This window comes from Janthinobacterium fluminis (genome assembly GCF_028595325.1).
GTDB classification, from domain to species: domain Bacteria; phylum Pseudomonadota; class Gammaproteobacteria; order Burkholderiales; family Burkholderiaceae_D; genus Janthinobacterium; species Janthinobacterium fluminis.
In genome coordinates, this window is sequence record NZ_JAQQXR010000005.1 from 216254 (window position 1) to 238158 (window position 21905).

The window sequence follows — 21905 nt, forward strand, 5'->3', positions numbered from 1 at the left end:
AGCGCACCCCCCACGAATTGCCGAGGCCAGCATGAGCACAACTGATGTAACGTCCGCGCCGCCGGCGCCGCAGCTGACGGGCTTCGACAGCGGGCCGCTGTCCTGGGTCATGGCGGAAATCCGCGAAGCGCTGGGGCGCTCGCGCACGGCCCTGTTCGAGGCCGGCGGGCGCCAGCTGGAGGAGCGCGCCACCGCGCTGCGGCACGCCAAGTCGCACCTGCACCAGGCCCACGGCGCGCTGCTGATGGTCGACGTCGACGGCGTCTGCATGCTGACGCTGGCGGCCGAGCAGGTGCTGGAGGGCTTCAAGCAGGGCACGCTGGAATACAACGTCGACAACGCCGAGGCCGTCGCCGAGTTGTACCTGGCGCTAGGCGAATACCTGGACGAGCTGCTGGCCGGCGCGCCGCCGCAGCCGGCCCGCCTGTTCCCCTATTACCGCGCGCTGCAGACGCTGCTGGGCGTCGAGCGCATCCACCCGTCCGAGCTGTTCTTCCCGCCGCCGCCGGCGCAGGTTAGCATCCGTGCCGCCGCGCAGCCGGCGCCGCCGGATTACCCGGCCTACCGCCAGCGCTTCGAGAAGGCGCTGCTGCCGTTCTTGAAAAGCGCCGCCGGCGCCGAGCAGGATGGCTACGCCGGCGCGCTGCGCGAGGCCGTCAAGCTGGTCGCCGAGGCGCAGCTGGAGGCGCCGGCGCGCACCTTCTGGTGCGTGATGCAAAGCTTCGCCGAGCTGGTCGCCGCCGGCGAGCTGGCCTGCGACCTGTACGTGAAGCAGTTGTTCGGCCTGATCAACCTGCAGATGCGCCGCCTGGCCTCGGGCGGCGCGACGCTGCCCGAGGCCATGTTGCGCGACGCGCTGTTCTTCATCGCCGCCGCCGCGCGGCCGACGCCGGGCGCGCAGCAGATGCGCAAGGCTTACCGCCTGGACGGCCTGGCGCCGTCCGACTACGCGCTGAAGCGCTACGGCCGCATCGACCCGGAGGCGCTGGAGCGGGCGCGCGCGGCGCTGGCGCGGGCCAAGGCGGCCTGGGGCCGGCTGGCCGAGGCCGAGCCGGACACGGCGCTGGACGCCGCCTTCGCGCAAGCGCTGGAAGAGGTGGCGCGCGAGGCCGAGCGGCTGAAGGTGGCGGCGCTGGCGGCGCTGATGCGCCAGCTGGGCGTCGTCGCGGCGGCGGCCGCGCGCACCGGGCGCAGCGCCGGCCTGGAGCTGGAAATGGCGACGGCGCTGCTGTTCGCCGAGCACGGCCTGGAGCAGATCCGCCGCCTGCCCGACGACTTCGCCGGCAACGCCGCCGGCATCGGCGCGCGGCTGGAGGCGCTGCTGGCCGGCGACACGCCGCCGGCGCCGTCGCAGTGGCAGGGCGACATGGCGCGCCAGATCGAGCAGGAGCAGACCGTCGCGGCGTTGGCCGGCGAAATGAAAACCGGCCTGCGCCAGGTCGAGAAGGTGCTCGACGAATACTACGCCGATCCGGCCACGCGGCCGGCGCTGGCCGGCATCGACGCCGTGCTGCACCAGTTGCAGGGCGCGCTGGCGATGCTCGACCAGGAGCACGCGATGCGCGCGGCGCGGCACGTGAAGGCGGCCGTGCGGCAGTTGGCGGACGGCGCCGGGGCGCCGGGCGCGCTCGACGCTATCGCGCAAAATGTCGGCGCGCTGGGCTTCTTCGTCGACATGCTGGGCCGCAACGCCGACGCGGCCAAGGGCCGCTTCCACTTCGACGCGGCGGCGGGCACCTTCCGCGCCATCCCGTTCGAGAAAATCGCCGCCGCCGATCCCGTGCCGCTGCTTGACGACGCGCTGGAGGCGCAGCCGGCCGCGCCGGCCGCCGCGGACGCGGAAGCCGGCGACGCCGCCGTCGAGGCCGAGCTACTCGACATCTTCATCGCCGAGGCGCGCGAGGTGCTCGGCTTCGTCGAGGCGACGCTGGCCCGGCCGCGCGCCCACAGCGGCGCCCCGGACAGCCTGGCCATGCTGCGGCGCTCCTTCCACACGCTCAAGGGCAGCGGGCGCATGGTCGGCCTGAACCAGTTCGCCGACGCCGCCGCCGCCGTCGAGCGCGTGATGAACGTCTGGCTGGCCGAGGAACGCGCCGCCAGCGACGAACTGTTTGGCCTGCTGGCGCACTGCTGGAGCGAGTTGAGCGACTGGGTCGCCGAACTGGCCGGCGGCGCCGGCGCCGGCCGCGATGCCGCCGCCATGGTCGCGGCGGCCGCGCGCGTGCAGCAGGGCGGGGCCTTCGAGGCTGGCGACATGCCGGCGTCCATCGCCGGCGCCGGCCCGGACGACGGCGCCGCCACGGCGCCGGCCGCGCCCGCGTCCGGCAAGGTCATCGGCTTCCAGTCGGCGACGGCGCCCAGCGAGCAGCGCGACGACAACCGCAAGCTGGTTGGCGAACTCGATATCGCCCTGCCGCTGTACAACATCTATCTGGCCGAGACGGACGAGCTGCTGCGCCTGCTGGGCGTCGACTTCAGCGAATGGCGCCACGAGCCGCAACGCGCCGTCAGCGCCGAGGCGCTGCACGCGGCGCACACGCTGGCCGGCACCTCCGGCACGGTCGGCTTCAAGGCGCTGCGCGACCTGGCGCACGCGCTGGAACTGGCCATCGAGGCGGCGGTGCCGCCCGCCGCCGCGCTCAACGAAGCGCAGCACGGGCTGCTCGATCAAGTGCGCGAGCGCATCGGCCAGATGCTGCAGGATTTTGCGCTGGGCGAGCTGGCGCCTGCGCAGCCGGAACTGGTCGCGGCGCTGCAGCAACTGCGCGAGCAATTGCTGGCGCGGCCCAGCAAGGAGGCGAGCCACCTCGACGCGCTGGAAGTGCGCCTGAACACGCTGTTCGCCGCCACCTACGACAGCATCGTCGCCGCCACGCCGGCGGATGCCGAGGCGGCGGCGGCGCCGCCCGCCGTAGCGCCGCCGCAACCCGCGCCCGCCAGCGCCGCGCCCGCAGTGGCCGGCGACGATCCGGCGGCGCGGCTCGACGCGCTGTTTGAGGCGACTTACCACAGCATCGTCGGCAATCCGCCGCAGTCGGGTGCGGCCTCCGCCGTCGCCGACAGCGCGCCGCCGGCCAAGCCGGCACTGCCGCCGGCGCCCGACACCAGCGGCGTCGACGAGCTGTTCGACGCCATCTTTGACGAAGCGGCCGTGGCGCCGGCCGTGGCCGCAGCCGCGCCGGAAAGCGTCGTCGCGGCCGCGCCCGACAGCGTCGCCGCCGCGCCGGCCGAGGAGGTGCTGGTCGCGGCCGGGCCGCGCGACGAGCTGGACCCGGACCTGCTGCCGGTGTTCCTGGAAGAGGGCGCCGACCTGCTGCCGCAGATCGGCCAGGCGCTGCGCAGCTGGCAGCGCAGCCCCGACGGCAACGGCCAGGCGCAGATGCTGCTGCGCACCCTGCACACCGTCAAGGGCAGCGCGCGCATGGCCGGCGCGATGCGCCTGGGCCAGCATGCGCACGACATCGAAACCCACATCGAAAACATGCTGCACGCGGGCACCGCCACGCCGCACGCCTTCGAGGAACTGCTGGCCCACTACGACCACGCGCTGCTGCTGTTCGAACAATTGCAGCAGCCGGCGCCGGCGGCGCCCGCGGCCGAGGCCGGGCGGGTTCCCGAGGCCGGCCCCGCCGCCGACGCCAAGGTGGCGCTGGTGCGTGTGCGCGCCGACATCCTCGACCGGCTGGTGAACCAGGCCGGCGAAGTGTCGATCACCCGCTCGAAACTGGAAACCGAAGTCGGCGCGCTGCGCGCCTCGCTGCTGGAATTCGCCGACAACCTGGCGCGGCTGCGGCGCCAGTTGCGCGAGGTCGAAATGCAGGCCGAGTCGCAGATCGCCTCGCGCATGGCCATCTCCAGCGAGCGCGAATTCGACCCGCTGGAATTCGACCGTTTTACGCGCCTGCAGGAACTGACGCGCATGATGGCCGAAAGCGTCAGCGACGTCGCCTCCTTCCATGAAAATCTGACGCGCAACGTCGACAGCGCCGCCGACGACCTGGTGCTGCAGGGGCGCCTGACGCGCGAACTGCAGCGCGACCTGATGCGGGTGCGCATGGTGCCGTTCGCCAGCATCTCCGAGCGCCTGTTCCGCGTCGCCCGCCAGAGCGCGAAAGAGGTCGACAAACGCGTCAACCTCGACCTGCGCGGCGGCGCCGTGGAAATCGACCGCGGCGTGCTCGAACGCATGGCCGCGCCGTTCGAGCACCTGCTGCGCAACGCCATCGCCCACGGCATCGAAACGCGCGCCGGCCGCGCCGCCGCCGGCAAGAACGAAACCGGCGAGCTGCTGGTGCAGGTGAGCCAGCAGGGCAACGAAGTCGTCATCGAATTCAGCGACGACGGCGCCGGCCTGGATCTGGCGCGCATCCGCGCCAAGGCGCGCAGCGCCGGTTTGCTGGGGCCGGACGAGGAGGTCGACGACGCCCAGGCGGCCGCGCTGATCTTCCAGCCCGGCTTCTCCACCGCCGACAGCCTGACCGAGCTGGCCGGGCGGGGCGTCGGCATGGACATCGTGCGCGCCGAGGCGCACGCGCTGGGCGGCCGGGTCGACACCGAGTCCGAGCCGGGGCAGGGCGCGCGCTTCACCATCCACCTGCCGCTGACCTTGGCGGTGACCCAGGTGGTGCTGTTGTCGTGCGGCGGAAAAACCTATGCGCTGCCGTCCATCCTGGTCGAGCAGGTGCTGCAGCTGAAGGAGGCGGCGCTGGCCGAGGCGCACGCCGCCGGCGGCGTCGGCGCCCAGGGCCAGCAGGTGGCGCTGCATTACCTGTCCGAGCTGCTCGGCGAAGCGGCCGCGCGGCCGCAGGGCCAGCGTTCCAGCCCGGTTCTGCTGCTGCGCAACGGCCACGACCGGCTGGCGCTGCAAGTCGATGAGGTGCTGGGCAACCGCGAAGTCGTCATCAAGAACGTCGGGCCGCAGCTGGCGCGCATGGCGGGCATCGCCGGCGCCACCGTGCTGGGCTCCGGCGAAATCGTGCTGATCCTGAATCCGGTGGCGCTGGCGCAGCACCTCGCACAGCATCCCGAGCTGCGCGCCCACTACGCCGCCGCCGCGGCCGGCGCCGATGCGGGCGCCGCCGCGCGCCTGCGCGACAAAGTCATCATGGTGGTCGACGATTCGCTGACCGTGCGCCGCGTCACCCAGCGTTTGCTGGAGCGCGAGGGCTATCAGGTGGTGCTGGCCAAGGATGGCGTCGACGCGCTGGAGCAACTGCAGGGCGTGACGCCGGCCATGATGCTGGTCGACATAGAAATGCCGCGCATGGACGGCTTCGACCTGACCCGCAATGTGCGCGGCGACGCCCGCACGCAGGCGATACCGATCATCATGATCACCTCGCGCAGCGCCGACAAGCACCGCAACTACGCGCTGGAACTGGGTGTGGACGCCTACTTCGGCAAGCCCTTCCAGGAAGAGGTGCTGCTGGCGGCCATCAGCGGCCTGCTGGCAAAGTAGGCGCAGCCGGGGCGTGTGGTCCCTTCACCACGGCGTAGCGCGCCAGCGTCCGCTGGCGCGCCGCGTCGTGCTGCACGATGGGCTCCGGATAGTCGCGCCCCAGGCGAATGCCTTTCTGCTCCAGCAGCATCCGCGGCACCAGCCACGGCGCATGGATTTCACTGTCGTCCAGCGCCTTCAGTTGCGGCAGGTAGCGGCGGATGAAGCGGCCGCTGGCGTCGAATTTCTCCGACTGCGTGACCGGGTTGAAGATGCGGAAGTAGGGCTGGGCGTCGCAGCCCGACGATGCCGCCCACTGCCAGCCGCCGTTGTTCGAGGCCAGGTCGAAGTCGTTCAGGTGCAGCGCGAAGTACGCTTCGCCACGGCGCCAGTCTATGCCCAGGTCCTTGATCAGGAAGCAGGCCGTGACCATGCGCAGGCGGTTGTGCATATAGCCGCTCTGGTTCAGCTGCGCCATCGCCGCGTCCACCAGCGGATAGCCGGTGCGGCCTTCGCACCAGGCGGCGAAATCGGCGTCCGCCCGCGGCCCGCTTTCCCATTCTATGGCGTCGTAGGCCGGCTTGAACGCGGCGCCGACGACGTGCGGATGGTGGAACAGGATCATCGCGTAGAACTCGCGCCAGATCAGCTCGGCCAGCCAGACGGGCGCGCCCTCGCCGCCGACGCCGCGGTCGATCAGCTCGACGACGCTGCGCACCAGATGGCGCACCGACAGCGTGCCGAAGCGCAGGTGCAGCGACAGGTAGGACGGCCCCTTCAGCGCCGGGAAGTCGCGCGCGCTGGCGTAGTTGGCAAGGCGCGCCAGGAAGTCCTCGAACAGCTTGGCCGCACCGGACATGCCGGTCGGGATCGCCAGGCTGGCCAGCGCGTCCGGCTCGAAACCCAGTTCGGCCAGCGTCGGCAAGGCCGCCGGGCCGGCCGGCGCGGCGAAGCGGGCCGCCAGCGGCGCGACCGGCAGCGGCGCCGTGCACGCGGGCTGGGCGCGCAGCTTTTTCAGCCAGGCATGTTTGTACGGCGTGTACACGGAGAACGGTTTGTCGGACAGCGACAACACTTCGCTCTTGTCGAACACGAGCTGGTCCTTGAAGCTGAACCACAGGCAGGGCTGCGCCGCCAGCGCCCGCGCCACCCGCGCGTCGCGGGCGATCGCCTGCGGCTCGTAGTCGTCGTTGGCGAAGACGGCGTCGACGCCCAGCTCGGCCGCCAGTTGCGGGATGGCGACGGCGGCGTCGGCGTGGCGCACGATCAGCCCGCCGCCGAGCTGGCGCAGCTCCGCGTCCAGCTCGGCCACGCAGGCGTGGATGAAGCCGACGCGCCGGTCCTGGCGCGGCAGGCTGTCGAGGATGGCGCGGTCGTAGATGAAAACACAATATACTGTTTTACTTTGCTGCAATGCATGATGCAGGGCGGCATGGTCGAAGGCGCGCAGGTCGCGGCGCAACCAGACCAGTGATTTATTCAGAGCCATTTGCGTGTTCGGGGTCAAGGTAGAAGGTGGTTTTCATGCCTACCATCAGAATATGGCAGCGCGGCAAGCGGCGCAGGCGCCGCCGCCGCCGCAATTCAGTGTAAACTGTCGTTAGTTTCACGGCATGTCGCCGGCGACGACGATCTTACCAGCAAAGCAGGATAAGCAAGCCAGCAGAGAGAGCAACGCGTATGAAAAAGAGCAAAACCGGCAAATCTCTATCTGGACACGGATCGTTACAGGATCCCACCGACCGCGTGGCGCCGTCCGGCGCCATGGGCGCGGCCGCGCTGAATTTGGCGAATCATTTCCTGATCGCCATGCCGTCCATGCAAGACCCTATCTTCGGCGGCACCGTCGTGTATGTCTGCGAGCACAATGAAAACGGCGTGCTCGGCGTGGTCATCAACAAGCCCACCGACATGACGATGCAGGTCTTGTTCGAGCGCATAGACTTGAAGCTGAGCGCCGGCCTCGACACGCCCATGGTCAACGAACCTATCATGTTCGGCGGCCCCGTGCAGGACGACCGCGGCTTCGTGCTGCACACGCCGGGCGGGCGCTACTCGTCGTCGCTGACGGTGACCGACGAGGTGGCCTTCACGACGTCGATCGACGTGCTCGAAGCCGTCGCCAGCGGCGCCGGCCCGCAGCGCCTGCTGGTGTCGATCGGCTACGCCGGCTGGAGCCCCGGCCAGCTGGAGGACGAGATCGGCCGCAACGGCTGGCTCACCGTCGGCGCCGACGCCGACATCCTGTTCGATCTGCCCATCGAGGAGCGCTACGTGGCGGCCATCAAGCTGCTCGGCATCGACCCGCTGATGCTGGCCTCCGAGGCCGGCCATGCGTGACGCGGGCCGCACCCTGTGAGCGCGGCCGTCGACACCGTGCTGGGCTTCGATTTCGGCGTCAAACGCATCGGCGTGGCGATCGGCAACACCATGCTGCGCCAGGCCCGGCCGCTGAGCGTCATCGCGGCCGTCGCCAACGAGCCGCGCTTCGCCGCCATCGCCGCCCTGATCGCCGAGTGGGGCGCGACGCGCGTCGTCGTCGGCCTGCCCAGCCACCCGGACGGCACCGAGCACGAGATGAGCGCGCGCTGCCGCCGCTTCGCCAACCAGATGCACGGGCGCTTCGGGCTGCCCGTCGTGCTCGTCGACGAGCGCTATTCCTCGGCCGTCATTGCGGCCAAACGGGGCGAGGTCATCGACGACCGCGCCGCCTCCATTATTTTGCAACAATATTTTGACGACCATGCCCAATCCAACTAACCCTTCCCAACTCGATGCCGAGGCCCTGTACGGGGTCTTGCTGCAACAGCTGCAGAGCGGCCTGTCCGGCGCCAGCGACGTCGCCATCGTCGGCATCCACTCCGGCGGCGCCTGGCTGGCCGAACGCCTCGCGGCCGACCTCGGCCTGGGCGCGCGCCTGGGCTTCATCGACGTCTCGTTCTACCGCGACGACTTCGCCCAGAAGGGCTTGCACGCGGACGTCAAGCCGACGCAGATCGGCTTCGACGTCAACGGCGCCAGCATCGTCCTCGTCGACGACGTGCTCTACACCGGGCGCACCACGCGCGCCGCCATCAACGAGCTGTTCGACTACGGCCGCCCGGCGCGCATCATGCTGGCCGCGCTGGTCGACCGGGGCGGCCGGCAACTGCCCGTCGCCGCCGACTTCGTCGCCGCCAGCGTCACGCTGGACACGGCGCAGGCCCTGGTGCTGCAGCGCGCAGACGCGGGACGATTCACGCTCACCATAGAATAAACACCATGCTTAATCCGCAACTGAACAAACACGGCGAGCTGCAGCATCTGCTGACCATCGAGGGGCTGCCGAAGTCCATCGTCAACCACATCCTCGACACCGCCTCGTCCTTCGTCGGCATCTCCGACCGCGACGTCAAGAAAGTGCCGCTGATGCGCGGCAAAAGCGTCTTCAACCTGTTTTTTGAAAACTCGACGCGCACCCGCACCACCTTCGAGATCGCCTCGAAACGCCTGTCGGCCGACGTCATCAACCTGAACATCCAGGCCTCCTCGGCCAGCAAGGGCGAGTCCCTGCTCGACACCATCGACAACCTGTCGGCCATGCACGCCGACATGTTCGTGGTGCGCCACGCGCAGTCGGGCGCGCCCTACCTGATCGCCAAGCATTTGCACGACACGCGGCAGAACCACGTCCACGTCGTCAACGCCGGCGACGGCCGCCACGCGCACCCGACCCAGGGCCTGCTCGACATGTACACGATCCGCCACTACAAGCAGGACTTCAGCAAGCTGACGGTGGCCATCGTCGGCGACATCCTGCACAGCCGCGTGGCGCGCTCGGACATCCACGCGCTGACCACGCTGGGCGTGCCGGAAGTGCGCGCCATCGGCCCGCACACGCTGCTGCCGGGCGGCCTGGAGCAGATGGGCGTGCGCACCTTCACCGACATGAACGCCGGCTTGAAGGACGTCGACGTGATCATCATGCTGCGCCTGCAGAACGAGCGCATGAACGGCGCCCTGCTGCCGTCGGCGCAGGAATACTTCAAGAGCTACGGCCTGACGCCGGAGCGGCTGGCGCTGGCCAAGCCGGATGCGATCGTCATGCATCCGGGGCCGATGAACCGCGGCGTCGAAATCGACTCGGCGGTGGCGGACGGCGCGCAAGCGGTGATTTTGCCGCAGGTGACATTCGGGATCGCGGTACGGATGGCAGTGATGAGCATTTTGGCGGGAAATCAAGGATGAAATTACATATCAAGAACGGCCACCTGATCGACCCGGCCAACGGCGTCGACAGCCTGCAAGACCTCTTCATCGCCGACGGCGCCGTGCTGGCCGTGGGCCGGGCGCCGGCCGGCTTCGTCGCCGAGCGCACCATCGACGCCAGCGGCCTGGTCGTCGCGCCCGGCCTGGTCGATCTGTCGGCGCGCCTGCGCGAGCCCGGCTACGAATACAAGGCCACGCTGGAGTCCGAGCTGCAGGCGGCCATGCAGGGCGGCGTCACGCGCCTGGTCTGCCCGCCCGACACCGACCCCGTGCTCGACGAGCCGGGTCTGGTGGAAATGCTCAAGCACCGCGCCAAGACCATCAACCAGGCCCACGTGCACCCGCTGGGCGCGCTGACGGTCGGCCTGAAGGGGCGGGCGCTGACGGAAATGGCGGAACTGACGGAGGCGGGCTGCATCGGCTTCGCCCAGGCCGAGGAAGCCATCGAAGACACCACCGTGCTGCTGCGCGCCCTGCAATACGCCAACACCTTCGGCTACACCGTCTGGCTGCGGCCGCAGGACGCCCACATCGGCCGGGGCGGCATCGCCCACAGCGGGCCGCTGGCCTCGCGCCTGGGCCTGTCCGGCGTGCCCGTCATGTCGGAAACCATCGCCCTGCACACCATCTTCGAACTGATGCGCGCCACCGGCGCCCGCGTCCACCTGTGCCGCATCTCCTCGGCGGCCGGGCTGGAGCTGATCCGCGCGGCCAAGCGCGAAGGCTTGCCGGTCAGCTGCGACGTCGGCGTCCACCACGTCCACCTGACCGACGCCGACATCGGCTTCTTCGACCCGAACGCCCGCGTCACGCCGCCGTTCCGCAGCCAGCGCGACCGCGACGCGATCCGCGCCGGCCTGCTCGACGGCACCATCGACGCCATGTGCTCGGACCACACGCCGGTCGACGACGACGAAAAACTGCTGCCCTTCGGCGAAGCGTCGCCCGGCGCCACGGGGCTGGAACTGCTGCTGTCGCTGGCCCTCAAATGGGCCGACGACTACGCCGCCGGGCAGCCCGGCGGGGCGCGGCCGATCGCCCGGGCGCTGGCCAAAGTGACGGCCGACGCGGCCCGCGTCGCCGGCATACCGGGCGGCAACCTGGCGCCCGGCAGCGTCGCCGACGTCTGCCTGTTCGATCCGAAGGCGCGCTGGACCGTGGCGGCGCCGGCCCTGGCCAGCCAGGGCAAGCACACCCCCTTCCTCGGCTACGAACTGAGCGGCGTCGTCCAGGCGACCATCGTCGCCGGCCACGTCGCCTTCCAGCGCTAATTCCCAAACCCAACTTTGGGGTCAGGTCTAGACATGGCGGTTTTTGACGCGCAAGCGCACGCGAAAACCGCCATGTCTAGACCTGACCCCATTGTTGGTTGGTGGAAAACCGTCATGTCTAGACCTGACCCCTTTTTTGTTTTTGGTGTGATTTGAAACTATTGCTTATTTACCGCCTCGGGCGGGTGGCCGCGCATGTGTCCCTCGGGATGGCGACGTGCGCCGTGGTCTTTCCCTGGCTGGGCACGCCGGCGCGCAACCGCCGCATCCGTGTTTGGTCGTGTCAGTTGATGGCGATCTGCGGCGTGCGCGTCGAGCGGGGCGCCGGTTGGGAGCAGGTGTTGCCGCGGGCGATGGTGGTCGCCAACCATGTGTCGTGGCTGGATATTTTTGTGATGAACGCCGTGCATCCCTGCCGTTTCGTGGCGAAGGCGGAGATCCGCGCCTGGCCGGTGCTGGGCTGGCTCAGCGCCAAGGCCGGCACGGTGTTCATCGCGCGCGGCAAGCGCCGCGATTTGCGGCATATTTTCAAGGGGCTGGTGGATAAGCTGGTCGAGGGCGAGCGCATCGCCTTTTTCCCCGAGGGGACGACGGCGGCGCAGGGGCAGTTGCTGCCGTTTCACGCGAATCTGTTCGAGGCGGCCATCGACGCCAAGGTGCCGGTGCAGCCGTTCGCGCTGGCCTATGTGGACGCCGCCGGCGCTTCGCATCCGGCCGTCGATTTCATCGGCGAGATGAGTTTCGCGCAAAGCTTGGTGATGATTTTGAGCGGCCCGCCCGTGACGGCCCGCCTGGTCTGTTTGCCGCCCATCGATAGCGTCGGCGCCCACCGCCGCGAGCTGGCGCTGGCCGCCGAGCGCTCGGTGGCGGGCGCGCTCGGCATCGCGGCGCCGGACGCCGGCGCGGCCGCCCCCGTTTAATCGGCGCCGCCGCCTAGTTGCTGACGTGCAGCCAGCGCGCGTGCGCGGCCCGCGCCAGGTAGTCGAGCAGGAAGCCGAGTCCGCCGATGAGGATGATGGCGGCCATCAGTTCCGAGTAGGCCAGGCGGTCGCGGGTGTCGAGGATGAAGTAGCCGATGCCGGCCGAGACGCCGAGCATTTCCGCCGGCACCAGGACGATCCAGATGATGCCGATGGCTAGCCGCACGCCCGTCAGGATGTCGGCCGTGATGCCCGGCAGGATGACGCGCAGCACGGTTTCGCTGCGCGTCGCCGACAGGCTGCGCGCCAGCAGCAGCCAGTTCGGGTCGAGCCGGCCGACGCCGGCCGCCGTGTTGAGCAGGATGGGCCAGACGGCGGCGAAGGCCAGCAGGAAGTAGACGGGCGCGTCGCCGACGCCCAGCACCATCACGGCCAGCGGCATCCACGACAGCGGCGAGACCATGCGCAGCAGCTGGAACAGCGGCATGGCGCCGCCGGCGAAGTTTTTCGACGTCGCCACCAGCACCCCCAGCGGCACGCCGAGGACGGCCGCCAGCCCCAGCCCCACCGCCACTCTTTGCAGGCTGAGCCAGATGTGCAGCCAGATGTCGCGCCCCTGCACCAGTTCGGCCAGCGCCAGCGCGGCCCTGGCCGGCGCGAAGGCGGCCGCGATCGGCGTGCTCCGTTCCAGCGCGGCCACGCCGGCGCCCCACAGCAGCAGCGCCAGGCCGAGGCCGGCCAGCGGCAGCAATATCCGTTTCAGCATCTCAGACCGCCACGGTTTCGCTGCGCAGCAGGTTGGCCGGCAGGCCGAACGCGGCCGGGCCGCCGACGGCCGCCAGGGCCTTGCGCACGAAGCGCTCGTCGACCAGGTCGCGGGCGACGAATTTCGGATCGAGTCCGCTCAGGAAGCGGGTGTCGCCCTCGACCTTGGTGCGGGCGATGGCGCGCACCATCTCCTCGGTGTAGGAGGCGAACGGGTAGGGCTGGAAGTCGATGCGGCGCTGCTGCCAGTTCTTGTGGGCGATCAGGCCGCGGCTTTCGTAGGCGCTGTAGTCGGTCGTCACCAGCACTTTCGACAGCACCTGCAGCGGGTGCGGCGTGTAGCGGTTGTCGCCGCTGGCGGCCAGCAGCTTGGCCGTGTCGAGCTGGTTCGAGCGGGTCCACAGCTGCGCCTTGACGATGGCCGTGGTGACGCGCTGCGCCCATTCCGGCCGTTCGCTGATGTCGCGCTCGGACAGGAAGGTGACGCAGCAGGCGTGGTTTTTCCAGACGTCGCCGGAGAAGCGCAGCACCTTGCCGATGCCGGCCGTTTCGGCGGCGGCGTTGAACGGTTCGGCGACGATGAAGCCGGCGATCGACTTGCCGGCCAGCGCGGAGACCATTTCGGCCGGCGCCATGACGACCAGGTTGACTTCGTTCGGCTTGATGCCGGCGTTGCGCGCGCGCGTCACCGGGGTCAGGCCGGCGGCCGTGAGGATCTGCTGCAGCAGGATGTTGTGGATCGAGTACCAGAACGGCACGGCGACGGTGCGCCCGCCCAGGTCGGCGACCTTGTCGATGTCGTTGGACACCGTCAGCGCGGAGCCGTTGACGTGGTTCCAGGCCACCACCTTGGCGGGGAATTTGGCGCCGTAGCGCACCCACAGCGTGGCCGGCGAGAGCATGTGGATGACGTTGACCTGGCCGGAGACGAAGGCTTCGGTGATCTGCGCCCAGCTGCGGAACAGCCGCGGCGTTTCCGTCTTCAGGCCCTCGGCCTCGAACAGCTTGCGGGCGTGCGCCACCAGCAGCGGGGTGGCGTCGGTGATCGGCAGGTAGCCGATTTTGACGGCCTGGTCGTCGCCCTTGGCGCCCTGGCGCGCCATGGCGTCGCCGGCGAACAGCAGGGGCGCGGCGGCGCCGGCGCCGGCCAGCGCCGAGAGGCGCAGGAAGTCGCGCCGCGTCAGGCCGCAGTCGCAGTCGGAGGAGGCGCAGATGTGCAGCGGGTTCGATGTGTCGGTCATGGATGTGTTCCTGGTCGGGTGGCGGAGGGGGATGGCTCGCGCAGCGCCAGCAGGGCGGCGAGGATGTCCATTTTGAGTTCGGTGACGGCGCCGCCGTGGCTTTCGCGCGGCGCGGCGATGTCGACGCGCCATTCGCGCACGATGCGGCCGGGCCGTCCACCCATCAGCAGGATGCGGTCGGCCACCAGGATGGCTTCGTCGATGTCGTGGGTGACCAGCAGCACGGCGCTGTGCCAGCGGTGCACGACGTCGACCAGCAGCGTCTGCATCTCGGCGCGGGTGATGGCGTCGAGCGCGGAGAACGGCTCGTCGGCGAACAGCAGCTCCGGTTCGCGCGCCAGCGCGCGCGCCAGCGCGACGCGCTGCGCCATGCCGCCCGACAGCGCGGCCGGGTACAGGTGGGCGCGGCCGGCCAGGCCGACCGCCTCGATGGCCTGGGCGACGCGGGCGTGGTGGCGCTCGGCGCCGAGCTCGGGCTGGCGCGCGAAGTCGAGGCCGAAGCCGACGTTGCCGGCCACGTCCAGCCAGGGCAGCAGGCTGGCCTGCTGGAACACCAGCGCGCTGCGCGGGTCCGGCTGCAGCAGCGGCGCGTCGAGGAAGCGGATGCTGCCGCCGGCCGGCGCCTGCAGGCCGGCCAGCACGCGCAGCAGGCTGGATTTGCCGCAGCCGCTGCCGCCCAGCAGGCAGACGATTTCGCGCGGGCGCACGGCCAGCGAGACGGCCTCGAACAGCGGCGCCGCGCCGGGGTAGCCGAAGCTCAGTTCCTGCGCCTGCAGCGCCCAGTCGCCCGTCACGCGGCGCCTTCGAGCTGTTGCAGCGCGGCCTGCAGTTGCGTCAGGCTGGGCGTGACGACGGGGATGAAGGCCGCCTCGCGCCAGCGCCGGGCGAAGCCGTTCTGCTCCTGCTGCAGGTAGGCGCGCCCGCCCATGGCCTGCAGTTCCAGCGTCAGCGCCTGCTGCACGACGTCGGCCAGCGCGATGCGCAGGCGGAACATGGCCGGCGCCTTGCTCCGGAAGCGGCCGTCGTGGACGCCGGCCATCAGCGTTGCCGTGTGCTCTTCCAGCGTTTGGCGCAGCGCCTCGATGCGCGGCGTCAGCTGGTTGCGGCTGCCGGCCGAGATGGCGGCCGCCTGGGCCAGGCTGGCGCGCGCCAGGCCGATCGACATGCCGCATTGCATGCCGAGGAAGGACGGGCGCACGGCCGGCAGCCAGGTGGTGGCGTCGGCGGCGATGAGGTCGGCCGCGCCGATGGCGACGGCGCTCAGCTTGACGGAGGCGGTGTTGCTGCCGCGCAGGGCGATCAGGTCCAGGTCGGCGCCGCGGACCACGCCGGCGCAGTCGCTGTCGAAGGCGATGATGGCCGGCGGCGCGCCGTCGCTGGGCGCCACGGCGGCGGCGGCGGTGAAGCCGGCCTTGCGCAGATTGGTCAGCCACTGCAGCGCGCCGTCCAGGCGCCAGCCCTGCGCCTGCGGGGTCGCGCAAATTTGCAGTTGCTCTATGCCGGAGAGGAATTTCATCGCGTTCGACAGGCCGGTGGCGCCGGCCAGCCGGCCCTCCAGCAGGGCCGGCAGGCGCCGCTCGGCCAGTGCGCCGTTCGGGCTTTGCAGCAGGTATTCGATGAAGGTGCGCTGGCCCCAGAAGACGAAGGCGGCCGTCAGCGAGTGCTGGGCCACGGCGGCGATGGCGGCGATGGCGTCGCGCACGTCGCCGCCGCCGCCGCCCTGGGCGGCCGGCACGCCGATGCGCAGCAGCTGGGCGCCGGCCAGCATCGGCAGCACGTCCTCGGCCAGGCCGGCGTCGCTGTCAAGTTGCTCGGCGTTGGCGTGCAGCCAGTAGGTGAGGGCGTCCATGCTCAGACCGCGCCGGGCAGGTAGGGCTGCAATTGCGGGTTGACCGGCGTGCCGGCCAGGCTGTTGGCGAAATTGCACAGCGTCGCCAGGCTCACGCCCAGCACCACTTCGAGGGCTTGCTGCTCCTGGTAGCCGGCCGCCAGGAAGGCTTGGTAGTCGGCGTCGTCGACGTTGCCGCGGCGGGCGATGACGGCGCCGGTGAAGGCGGCGACGGCGTCCAGGCGGGCCTCGCCCGTGGCGGCGCCGTGCTGCAGCGCGCGCACCGTGTCGGCGCCCTGGCCGGCCTTCTTCAGCGCGATGGCGCTGTGGCCGGCGATGCAGAAGTCGCAGCCGTGGATGCGCGCGGCCGTGATCTGCACCACTTCGCGCTCGGCCAGCGTCAGGCTGGCGCGGGCGTTGATGCCGGCCACCGTCATATAGGTTTCCAGCGCCACGGGCGCGTTCGCCAGCACGCCGATCAGGTTCGGCAGGAAGCCGTTGTTGACGAGCGCCTTGTCGACGAAGTGGCGGCTGTCGGCCGGAGCCGTGTCGAGGGTGTGCAGGGTGAGACGTGCCATGGTGCGCCTTCTGTTAGTAAGGATGAGGCCGCATTATCCTTCAGGCGGGCGCGGCGGGGAAGGCGCCGGCGTCGCCATTTTTTGCCCGTTCGTCTAGGCGCGGCGCCAGTTGGCGCAGGCGCCGGGCGCGCCGGTAGGCGCCCGGCTGTTCGCCGATGATGCGCTTGAAGGCGCGCGAGAACGCCGCGGGCGAGTGGTAGCCGACCTGTTCGGCGGCCCGTTCCACGGCGACGCCGGCGCGCAGCTGCTGGGCGGCGATCTGCATGCGCAGCCTTTGCAGGAACTGGGCCGGCGGCTGGCCGCAGGCGGCCGCGAAGTGCTTGCAGAAGCTGGCGCGCGACATGTGCGCGATCCCGGCCATGCGTTCGATGCTCCAGGCCGCGCCCGGTTCCCGCAGCAGGCGCTCGAGCAGGGGGGCGAATGCGCCGTGCCGGGCCAGCGCCAGCAGGCCGGCGCCGTCGTGCTCTTGCAGGGCGGCGTGGCGGACCAGGTAGAAGAACAGCAGTTCGACCAGGCGCGCCACCAGCGGCGACGGCCGCAGCGGGTCGCCGCCGCGCTCGGCCAGGATCAGCGCGAACAGGGCGGCGGCCGCGTCCGGCGCGGCGGCGCCGGCGCGCAGGACCAGGTAGTCGGGGAAGGCGTCGGCGATCAGCGCGCTGAGCGCGCCGCGCAGCTGGAAGAAGCCGCAGGCCAGGCCGGCGCCGCCGGCCGCGCCCAGCGGCGCCATCGGCTGCGGCGCGACGGCGGCGGCCGCGTCGGCCAGGGGGCTGAGGAAGTGCTCGATGTCGCGCAGCAGGAACACGCCGTCGCCCGGCCCCAGCGGCAGCGGCGCCGCGTCCGGCAGGTGCAGGAAGCACGCGCCCTGCAGCACCAGGTGGAAGCTGCCCAGCGCGCGCCCGGCCGTGGAGGCGCGCCAGCGTCCGCAGTAATGGCCGACGTGCAGCGCGGCGGCGTCGAGTTCGACGCTGCCGAGCAGCCAGTGGGCCAGGTTGTCGCTGTCAGGGGCCATGGCCGCAGTCTCGAAAAGGCTCCATGATACGGCGGGCGCGCCGCCGCGCCGACGAAAAAAAACGCATAAGCATATGCGCCTCAGGGCGCCGCGGCGCCGGGCCGGCGGTAGCCGGGGCAGGCCACTTGCAGCAGGCTGCCGTCGTCGAGGCAGACGGCGGACAGGCTGCCGCCCCAGACGCAGCCGCTGTCGAGGCCGATCAGCGCGGGCCGCCGCAGCAGGCCCAGCGCCGACCAGTGGCCGAACACCACCTTGTCGCCGGCGCTGCGCCGGCCCGGCACGTCGAACCACGGCAGCAGGCCGGAGCCGGGCGGGGCGCTGCCGCTTTCCTTCATCTTGAAGTCCATCACGCCGTCGGCCGTGCAAAAGCGCAGCCGCGTCAGCGCGTTGACGATGCAGCGCAGGCGCGCGGCGCCGCGCAAGCCCTCGTCCCAGGCGGCCGGCGCGTTGCCGTACATGTCGAGCAAGAAATCCTTCCAGGCGGGGCCGCGCAGCGCGCTTTCGACCTCGCCGGCCAGCGCCACGGCCTGTTGCGCGCTCCACTGCGGCAGCAGGCCGGCGTGCACCAGCAGGTGGCCGTCGCGCAGCAGGGCCAGCGGGCGCCGCCGCAGCCAGTCGAGCAGGGCGTCGCGGTCGGGCGCCGCCAGGATCTCGTCCAGCGTGTCGGCCGCGTGCGGCGGGCGGATGCCGGCCGCCACGGCCAGCAAATGCAGGTCGTGGTTGCCCAGCACGCTGTCGGCCTGGCCGCGCCGGGCCAGCCCGTGCACCAGGCGCAGCGTCGCCAGCGACTGCGGGCCGCGGTTGACGAGGTCGCCGGCGAACAGCAGGGTGTGCGGGCCGGCGCAGCTCTGGCCTATGCGCTCGAGCAATTCCACGGTTTGCGCGTGGCAGCCCTGCAAGTCGCCGATGACATAGGTTTTCATGGTGTTTGAGCCTGTCTGCTGTGCTGGCGCCCCGTGCAAGCGCACTCAGCAATTATTTTTTGTCGGTGCGCGGCCGCCGTTTCACTTAGAATCATGCGTATCGCTACTTTATGCTTTCGGCAGGATACTAAATGATTTTCGTCACGGGCGGTGCAGGCTTTATCGGATCGAACTTCGTCCTGGACTGGCTGGGCCAGTCCGACGAGCCGCTGGTCAACTTCGACAAGCTCACTTACGCGGGCAATCTGCACAATCTGGCGGCGCTGGCCGGCGACCCGCGCCACCAGTTCGTGCGCGGCGACATCGGCGACGGCGCCCACGTGCTGGCCCTGCTGCGCCAGCACCGGCCGCGGGCGATCCTCCATTTTGCCGCGGAAAGCCATGTCGACCGCTCCATCCACGGGCCGGACGCCTTCATCACCACCAACATCAACGGCACCTTCAGCCTGCTTGAGGCGGCGCGCGCCCACTGGGCCGAGCTGGACGGGGCCGGGCGGGCCGCCTTCCGCTTCCTGCACGTCTCCACCGACGAGGTGTACGGCACGCTGGGACCGGACGCGGCGCCGTTTTGCGAAAGCACGGCCTACGCGCCGAACAGCCCGTATTCGGCGTCGAAGGCGGCCTCCGACCACCTGGTGCGTTCCTACCACCACACCTACGGCTTGCCGACGCTGACGACGAATTGCTCGAACAATTACGGCCCCTTCCATTTCCCGGAAAAACTGATTCCCCTGGTGATCGCCAACGCCCTCGCCGGCAAGCCGCTGCCCATCTACGGCGACGGCCGGCAGGTGCGCGACTGGCTGTATGTGAGCGACCACTGCGCCGCCATCCGCCGGGTGCTGGCGGCCGGCCGCCCCGGCGAGGTGTATAACGTGGGCGGCTGGAATGAAATGGCCAATGTCGACGTCGTCCGGGCGCTGTGCGCGATCCTCGACCGCCTGGCGCCGAAGGCCGGCGCCAGCTACCTGGCGCAGCTGACGTATGTGGCGGACCGCCCCGGCCACGACCGCCGCTACGCCATCGACGCCGGCAAGATCGAGCGCGAGCTGGGCTGGCGGCCGGCGGAAACCTTCGACAGCGGCATCCTGAAGACGGTGCAATGGTATCTGGACAACCAGGCCTGGGTCGCCGACGTGCAGTCTGGCGCCTACAGCAACTGGGTCGAACAGAACTACGCCGGGCGCGGGGTGGCGGCATGAGGCACAATCCGCAACGCCGCAAGGGCATCATCCTGGCCGGCGGCTCGGGCACGCGCCTGTATCCCGTGACGATGTCGGTGTCGAAGCAGTTGCTGCCGATTTATGACAAGCCCATGATTTATTACCCGCTCAGCACGCTGATGGTGGCCGGCATCCGCGACATCCTGGTCATTTCGACGCCGCAGGACACGCCGCGCTTCCGCGAACTGCTCGGCGACGGCAGCCAGTGGGGCATGAGCCTCAGCTACGCCGTGCAGGCGGCGCCGGAAGGGCTGGCGCAAGCCTTCATCATCGGCCGCGAGTTTATCGGCAACGCGCCATCCGCCCTCATCCTCGGCGACAATATTTACTACGGCAACGAACTGCACTCGATGCTGGGCCAGTCGAACCGGCGCGCCGGCGGCGCCACCGTGTTCGCCTACCACGTGCAAGACCCGCAGCGCTACGGCGTCGTCGAATTCGACGCGCAGCGGCGCGCCGTCAGCATCGAGGAAAAGCCGGCGCAGCCGAAATCGAACTACGCCGTCACGGGCCTGTATTTCTATGACCAGCAGGTGTGCGACATCGCCGCCGGCATCGCGCCGTCGGCGCGCGGCGAACTGGAAATCACCGACGTCAACCGGGTGTATCTGGAGGCCCAGCAATTGAACGTCGAACTGATGGGGCGCGGCATGGCCTGGCTCGACACCGGCACCCACGACTCGCTGCTGGAGGCGTCGCAATTCATCGCCACCATCGAAAAACGCCAGGGCTTGAAGGTGGCGTGCCTGGAGGAGATCGCCTTCCGCAAGGGTTATATCGACGCCGCCCAGCTGGAGCGCCTGGCGGCGCCGCTGCGCAAAAATGGCTACGGCGAATATCTGATGCAGATTCTTGACGATAAGGTGATCCGATAATGAACGCGCTCCCCACTGCTATCGCCGATGTGCTGGTTTTGGAGCCGACGGTGTTCGGCGACGCGCGGGGGTTTTTGTATGAAAGTTTCAACGCCCGGCGTTTCCGCCAGCTGAGCGGGACCAGCGTGGAATTTGTCCAGGATAACCACTCGCGCTCCGCCAGGAATGTGCTGCGCGGCCTGCATTACCAGATCGTCCAGCCGCAGGGCAAGCTGGTGCGCGTGACGGCCGGCGCCGTCTTCGACGTCGCCGTCGATCTGCGCGCCAGTTCGGCCACCTTCGGCCGCTGGGTCGGGTTTGAGCTGTCGGCCGAGAACCGCCGCCAGATGTGGATACCGCCGGGCTTCGCCCATGGCTTCCTGGTCACCAGCGACAGCGCCGAAGTGCTGTACAAGACCACCGATTACTGGGCCCCCGAGCATGAGCGGGCGATCCAGTGGGACGACGCGGCGCTGGGCATTGCCTGGCCGCTGGCCGGCGCGCCCGCGCTGTCGGACAAGGACAGGCGGGCCGGGTCGCTGGCCGACGCCGAGCTGTTCGCGTGAAAATCCTGCTGACCGGCGCCAGCGGCCAGGTCGGCTACGAGCTGGCGCGCAGCCTGCAGGGCCTGGGCCAGGTCGTCGCGCCGGGCCGCGGCCAGATGGACCTGGCCGATCTGGACCAGGTGCGCGACGTGGTCCGCGCCGTACAACCGCAACTGATCGTCAATCCGGCCGCCTACACGGCCGTCGACCAGGCCGAGCGCGAGCCGGCGCTGGCGCAGCGCATCAACGCCGAGGCGCCGGGGCTGATGGCACAGGAGGCGGCCCGGCTGGGCGCGGCGATGGTGCATTATTCGACCGACTATGTGTTCGACGGCGCCAAGGCCGGCGCGTATGCGGAGGACGACGCCACCGGCCCGCTGAACGTGTACGGGCGCAGCAAGCTGGCCGGCGAGCGGGCCGTCGCGGCGGCCGGCATTCCCCACCTGATCCTGCGCACCAGCTGGGTGTACGGCATGCGCGGCAAAAATTTCCTGCTGACGATGCTGCGCCTGGCGCGCGAACGCGCCGAGCTGCGCATCGTCGACGACCAGTGCGGCGCGCCGACATGGAGCCGCACCGTCGCCGACAGCACCGCGCTGATCCTGGCGCAGGCGCGCGCCGGCCAGGCCGACTGGTGGCGCGAGAATAGCGGCCTCTACCATTTGAGCAGCCAGGGCCAGACCACCTGGTTCGGTTTCACCGAGGCGATCCTGGCGGCGGCCCGCATCGATTGCCGCCTCATTCCCATTCCCGGCAGGGAATATCCGCTGGCGGCGCAGCGGCCCGCCAATTCGCTGCTGTGTTCGGATCGTCTCATGGCGCGGTTTTGTCATTTGCCGCATTGGCAAGAGTCGCTCGCTTTGTGCATGCAGCAATAATCCCTCGCATGGCGCTACTCAAACGATAGGCTTGGCCGTTTCATTCCCGCGCGAATATCCGCCCCCTATCCCTTTCTCCCTTGATTCCTGTCGAATATGCCTGTTGCCATTGCGGAAGGCGGCTTCGGGTATATCCGTATCCATGTGTTAATAAGGCGGCTTTAATTGGCGGAGCGGCTCTTGCT

The 21905-nt window shown here is 70.1% G+C and carries 19 protein-coding genes; 11 read left to right on the forward strand and 8 right to left on the reverse strand.

Annotated elements, in window-relative coordinates; translation table 11 throughout:
* Positions 1-31 precede the first annotated feature (31 nt).
* Complete coding sequence (locus OIK44_RS14310) at positions 32-5458, forward strand: hybrid sensor histidine kinase/response regulator (protein WP_273671514.1); 5427 nt, start codon at positions 32-34, stop codon at positions 5456-5458.
* Here OIK44_RS14310 and OIK44_RS14315 read toward each other — a convergent pair.
* Positions 5436-6926, reverse strand: coding sequence for a cryptochrome/photolyase family protein (locus OIK44_RS14315; protein WP_273671515.1), 1491 nt, complete (start codon positions 6924-6926; stop codon positions 5436-5438). The genes OIK44_RS14310 and OIK44_RS14315 overlap by 23 nt on opposite strands.
* A gap of 191 nt (positions 6927-7117) precedes the next feature.
* On the opposite strand from OIK44_RS14315, the gene OIK44_RS14320 reads away from it, so the two are divergent.
* The 6 genes from OIK44_RS14320 (at position 7118) to OIK44_RS14345 (ending at position 11876) form a co-directional block, all read left to right on the forward strand.
* The gene (locus OIK44_RS14320; RefSeq protein ID WP_273671516.1) at positions 7118-7777 is read left to right on the forward strand and encodes a YqgE/AlgH family protein; all 660 of its coding nucleotides are present in this window, start codon (positions 7118-7120) and stop codon (positions 7775-7777) included.
* A gap of 15 nt (positions 7778-7792) precedes the next feature.
* The gene (ruvX, locus tag OIK44_RS14325) at positions 7793-8197 is read left to right on the forward strand and encodes a Holliday junction resolvase RuvX (RefSeq protein WP_273671517.1); all 405 of its coding nucleotides are present in this window, start codon (positions 7793-7795) and stop codon (positions 8195-8197) included.
* Positions 8181-8693 carry a bifunctional pyr operon transcriptional regulator/uracil phosphoribosyltransferase PyrR gene (pyrR, locus tag OIK44_RS14330; protein WP_273671519.1) on the forward strand — a complete coding sequence of 171 codons (513 nt, stop codon included), beginning with the start codon at positions 8181-8183 and terminating at the stop codon, positions 8691-8693. Before ruvX ends, pyrR begins: the two co-directional genes overlap by 17 nt.
* A 5-nt stretch (positions 8694-8698) precedes the next feature.
* Complete coding sequence (locus OIK44_RS14335; protein WP_273671520.1) at positions 8699-9664, forward strand: aspartate carbamoyltransferase catalytic subunit; 966 nt, start codon at positions 8699-8701, stop codon at positions 9662-9664.
* Complete coding sequence (locus OIK44_RS14340; protein WP_273671521.1) at positions 9661-10956, forward strand: dihydroorotase; 1296 nt, start codon at positions 9661-9663, stop codon at positions 10954-10956. Before OIK44_RS14335 ends, OIK44_RS14340 begins: the two co-directional genes overlap by 4 nt.
* A gap of 152 nt (positions 10957-11108) precedes the next feature.
* Positions 11109-11876 (forward strand): lysophospholipid acyltransferase family protein, encoded by a 768-nt coding sequence (locus OIK44_RS14345; protein WP_273671522.1) that lies wholly within the window; start codon positions 11109-11111, stop codon positions 11874-11876.
* 13 nt (positions 11877-11889) lie between these two features.
* On the opposite strand, the gene OIK44_RS14350 is transcribed toward OIK44_RS14345, so the two are convergent.
* From OIK44_RS14350 to OIK44_RS14380, 7 genes are all read right to left on the reverse strand, one after another.
* A complete protein-coding gene (locus tag OIK44_RS14350) occupies positions 11890-12642 on the reverse strand; it encodes an ABC transporter permease (RefSeq protein ID WP_273671524.1) in 753 nt (250 codons plus the stop codon).
* 1 nt (position 12643) lies between these two features.
* Positions 12644-13882, reverse strand: a complete 1239-nt coding sequence (locus OIK44_RS14355) for an ABC transporter substrate-binding protein (RefSeq protein ID WP_273671526.1) — start codon at positions 13880-13882, stop codon at positions 12644-12646.
* Positions 13879-14676 carry an ABC transporter ATP-binding protein gene (locus OIK44_RS14360; protein WP_420213847.1) on the reverse strand — a complete coding sequence of 266 codons (798 nt, stop codon included), beginning with the start codon at positions 14674-14676 and terminating at the stop codon, positions 13879-13881. Before OIK44_RS14360 ends, OIK44_RS14355 begins: the two co-directional genes overlap by 4 nt.
* Positions 14673-15731 (reverse strand): acyl-CoA dehydrogenase, encoded by a 1059-nt coding sequence (locus tag OIK44_RS14365; protein ID WP_273671527.1) that lies wholly within the window; start codon positions 15729-15731, stop codon positions 14673-14675. The genes OIK44_RS14360 and OIK44_RS14365 overlap by 4 nt, the downstream gene beginning before the upstream one ends.
* Positions 15732-15733: 2 nt before the next feature.
* Positions 15734-16288 (reverse strand): carboxymuconolactone decarboxylase family protein, encoded by a 555-nt coding sequence (locus OIK44_RS14370; RefSeq protein WP_273671528.1) that lies wholly within the window; start codon positions 16286-16288, stop codon positions 15734-15736.
* A gap of 40 nt (positions 16289-16328) precedes the next feature.
* Positions 16329-17297 carry a helix-turn-helix transcriptional regulator gene (locus tag OIK44_RS14375; RefSeq protein WP_273671529.1) on the reverse strand — a complete coding sequence of 323 codons (969 nt, stop codon included), beginning with the start codon at positions 17295-17297 and terminating at the stop codon, positions 16329-16331.
* 80 nt (positions 17298-17377) lie between these two features.
* Positions 17378-18220, reverse strand: coding sequence for a symmetrical bis(5'-nucleosyl)-tetraphosphatase (locus OIK44_RS14380; protein ID WP_273671530.1), 843 nt, complete (start codon positions 18218-18220; stop codon positions 17378-17380).
* A 131-nt stretch (positions 18221-18351) separates the two neighbouring features.
* Between OIK44_RS14380 and rfbB the strand changes: the two genes are divergently transcribed.
* From rfbB to rfbD, 4 genes are read left to right on the forward strand one after another with little or no spacing between them, the layout of a single operon-like run.
* The gene (gene rfbB / locus OIK44_RS14385; protein WP_273671532.1) at positions 18352-19422 is read left to right on the forward strand and encodes a dTDP-glucose 4,6-dehydratase; all 1071 of its coding nucleotides are present in this window, start codon (positions 18352-18354) and stop codon (positions 19420-19422) included.
* Positions 19419-20318, forward strand: coding sequence for a glucose-1-phosphate thymidylyltransferase RfbA (rfbA, locus tag OIK44_RS14390; RefSeq protein ID WP_273671534.1), 900 nt, complete (start codon positions 19419-19421; stop codon positions 20316-20318). The genes rfbB and rfbA overlap by 4 nt, the downstream gene beginning before the upstream one ends.
* Entirely contained in the window at positions 20318-20863 is a 546-nt protein-coding gene (rfbC, locus tag OIK44_RS14395; RefSeq protein WP_273671536.1) for a dTDP-4-dehydrorhamnose 3,5-epimerase, read from the forward strand. Before rfbA ends, rfbC begins: the two co-directional genes overlap by 1 nt.
* Positions 20860-21720, forward strand: coding sequence for a dTDP-4-dehydrorhamnose reductase (rfbD, locus tag OIK44_RS14400; protein ID WP_273671538.1), 861 nt, complete (start codon positions 20860-20862; stop codon positions 21718-21720). The genes rfbC and rfbD overlap by 4 nt, the downstream gene beginning before the upstream one ends.
* Positions 21721-21905: the final 185 nt, after the last annotated feature.

What these genes read in the sequence shown, in the direction of transcription:
- OIK44_RS14375 (WP_273671529.1), bottom strand. Translation starts at nt 17,297, where the DNA reads ATGGCCCCTGACAGCGACAACCTGGCCCACTGGCTGCTCGGCAGCGTC.
- OIK44_RS14315 (WP_273671515.1), bottom strand. Translation starts at nt 6,926, where the DNA reads ATGGCTCTGAATAAATCACTGGTCTGGTTGCGCCGCGACCTGCGCGCC.
- rfbB (WP_273671532.1), top strand. Translation starts at nt 18,352, where the DNA reads ATGATTTTCGTCACGGGCGGTGCAGGCTTTATCGGATCGAACTTCGTC.
- OIK44_RS14380 (WP_273671530.1), bottom strand. Translation starts at nt 18,220, where the DNA reads ATGAAAACCTATGTCATCGGCGACTTGCAGGGCTGCCACGCGCAAACC.
- rfbC (WP_273671536.1), top strand. Translation starts at nt 20,318, where the DNA reads ATGAACGCGCTCCCCACTGCTATCGCCGATGTGCTGGTTTTGGAGCCG.
- OIK44_RS14335 (WP_273671520.1), top strand. Translation starts at nt 8,699, where the DNA reads ATGCTTAATCCGCAACTGAACAAACACGGCGAGCTGCAGCATCTGCTG.
- OIK44_RS14320 (WP_273671516.1), top strand. Translation starts at nt 7,118, where the DNA reads ATGAAAAAGAGCAAAACCGGCAAATCTCTATCTGGACACGGATCGTTA.
- OIK44_RS14310 (WP_273671514.1), top strand. Translation starts at nt 32, where the DNA reads ATGAGCACAACTGATGTAACGTCCGCGCCGCCGGCGCCGCAGCTGACG.
- OIK44_RS14370 (WP_273671528.1), bottom strand. Translation starts at nt 16,288, where the DNA reads ATGGCACGTCTCACCCTGCACACCCTCGACACGGCTCCGGCCGACAGC.
- OIK44_RS14340 (WP_273671521.1), top strand. Translation starts at nt 9,661, where the DNA reads ATGAAATTACATATCAAGAACGGCCACCTGATCGACCCGGCCAACGGC.
- pyrR (WP_273671519.1), top strand. Translation starts at nt 8,181, where the DNA reads ATGCCCAATCCAACTAACCCTTCCCAACTCGATGCCGAGGCCCTGTAC.
- OIK44_RS14365 (WP_273671527.1), bottom strand. Translation starts at nt 15,731, where the DNA reads ATGGACGCCCTCACCTACTGGCTGCACGCCAACGCCGAGCAACTTGAC.
- OIK44_RS14350 (WP_273671524.1), bottom strand. Translation starts at nt 12,642, where the DNA reads ATGCTGAAACGGATATTGCTGCCGCTGGCCGGCCTCGGCCTGGCGCTG.
- OIK44_RS14355 (WP_273671526.1), bottom strand. Translation starts at nt 13,882, where the DNA reads ATGACCGACACATCGAACCCGCTGCACATCTGCGCCTCCTCCGACTGC.
- rfbA (WP_273671534.1), top strand. Translation starts at nt 19,419, where the DNA reads ATGAGGCACAATCCGCAACGCCGCAAGGGCATCATCCTGGCCGGCGGC.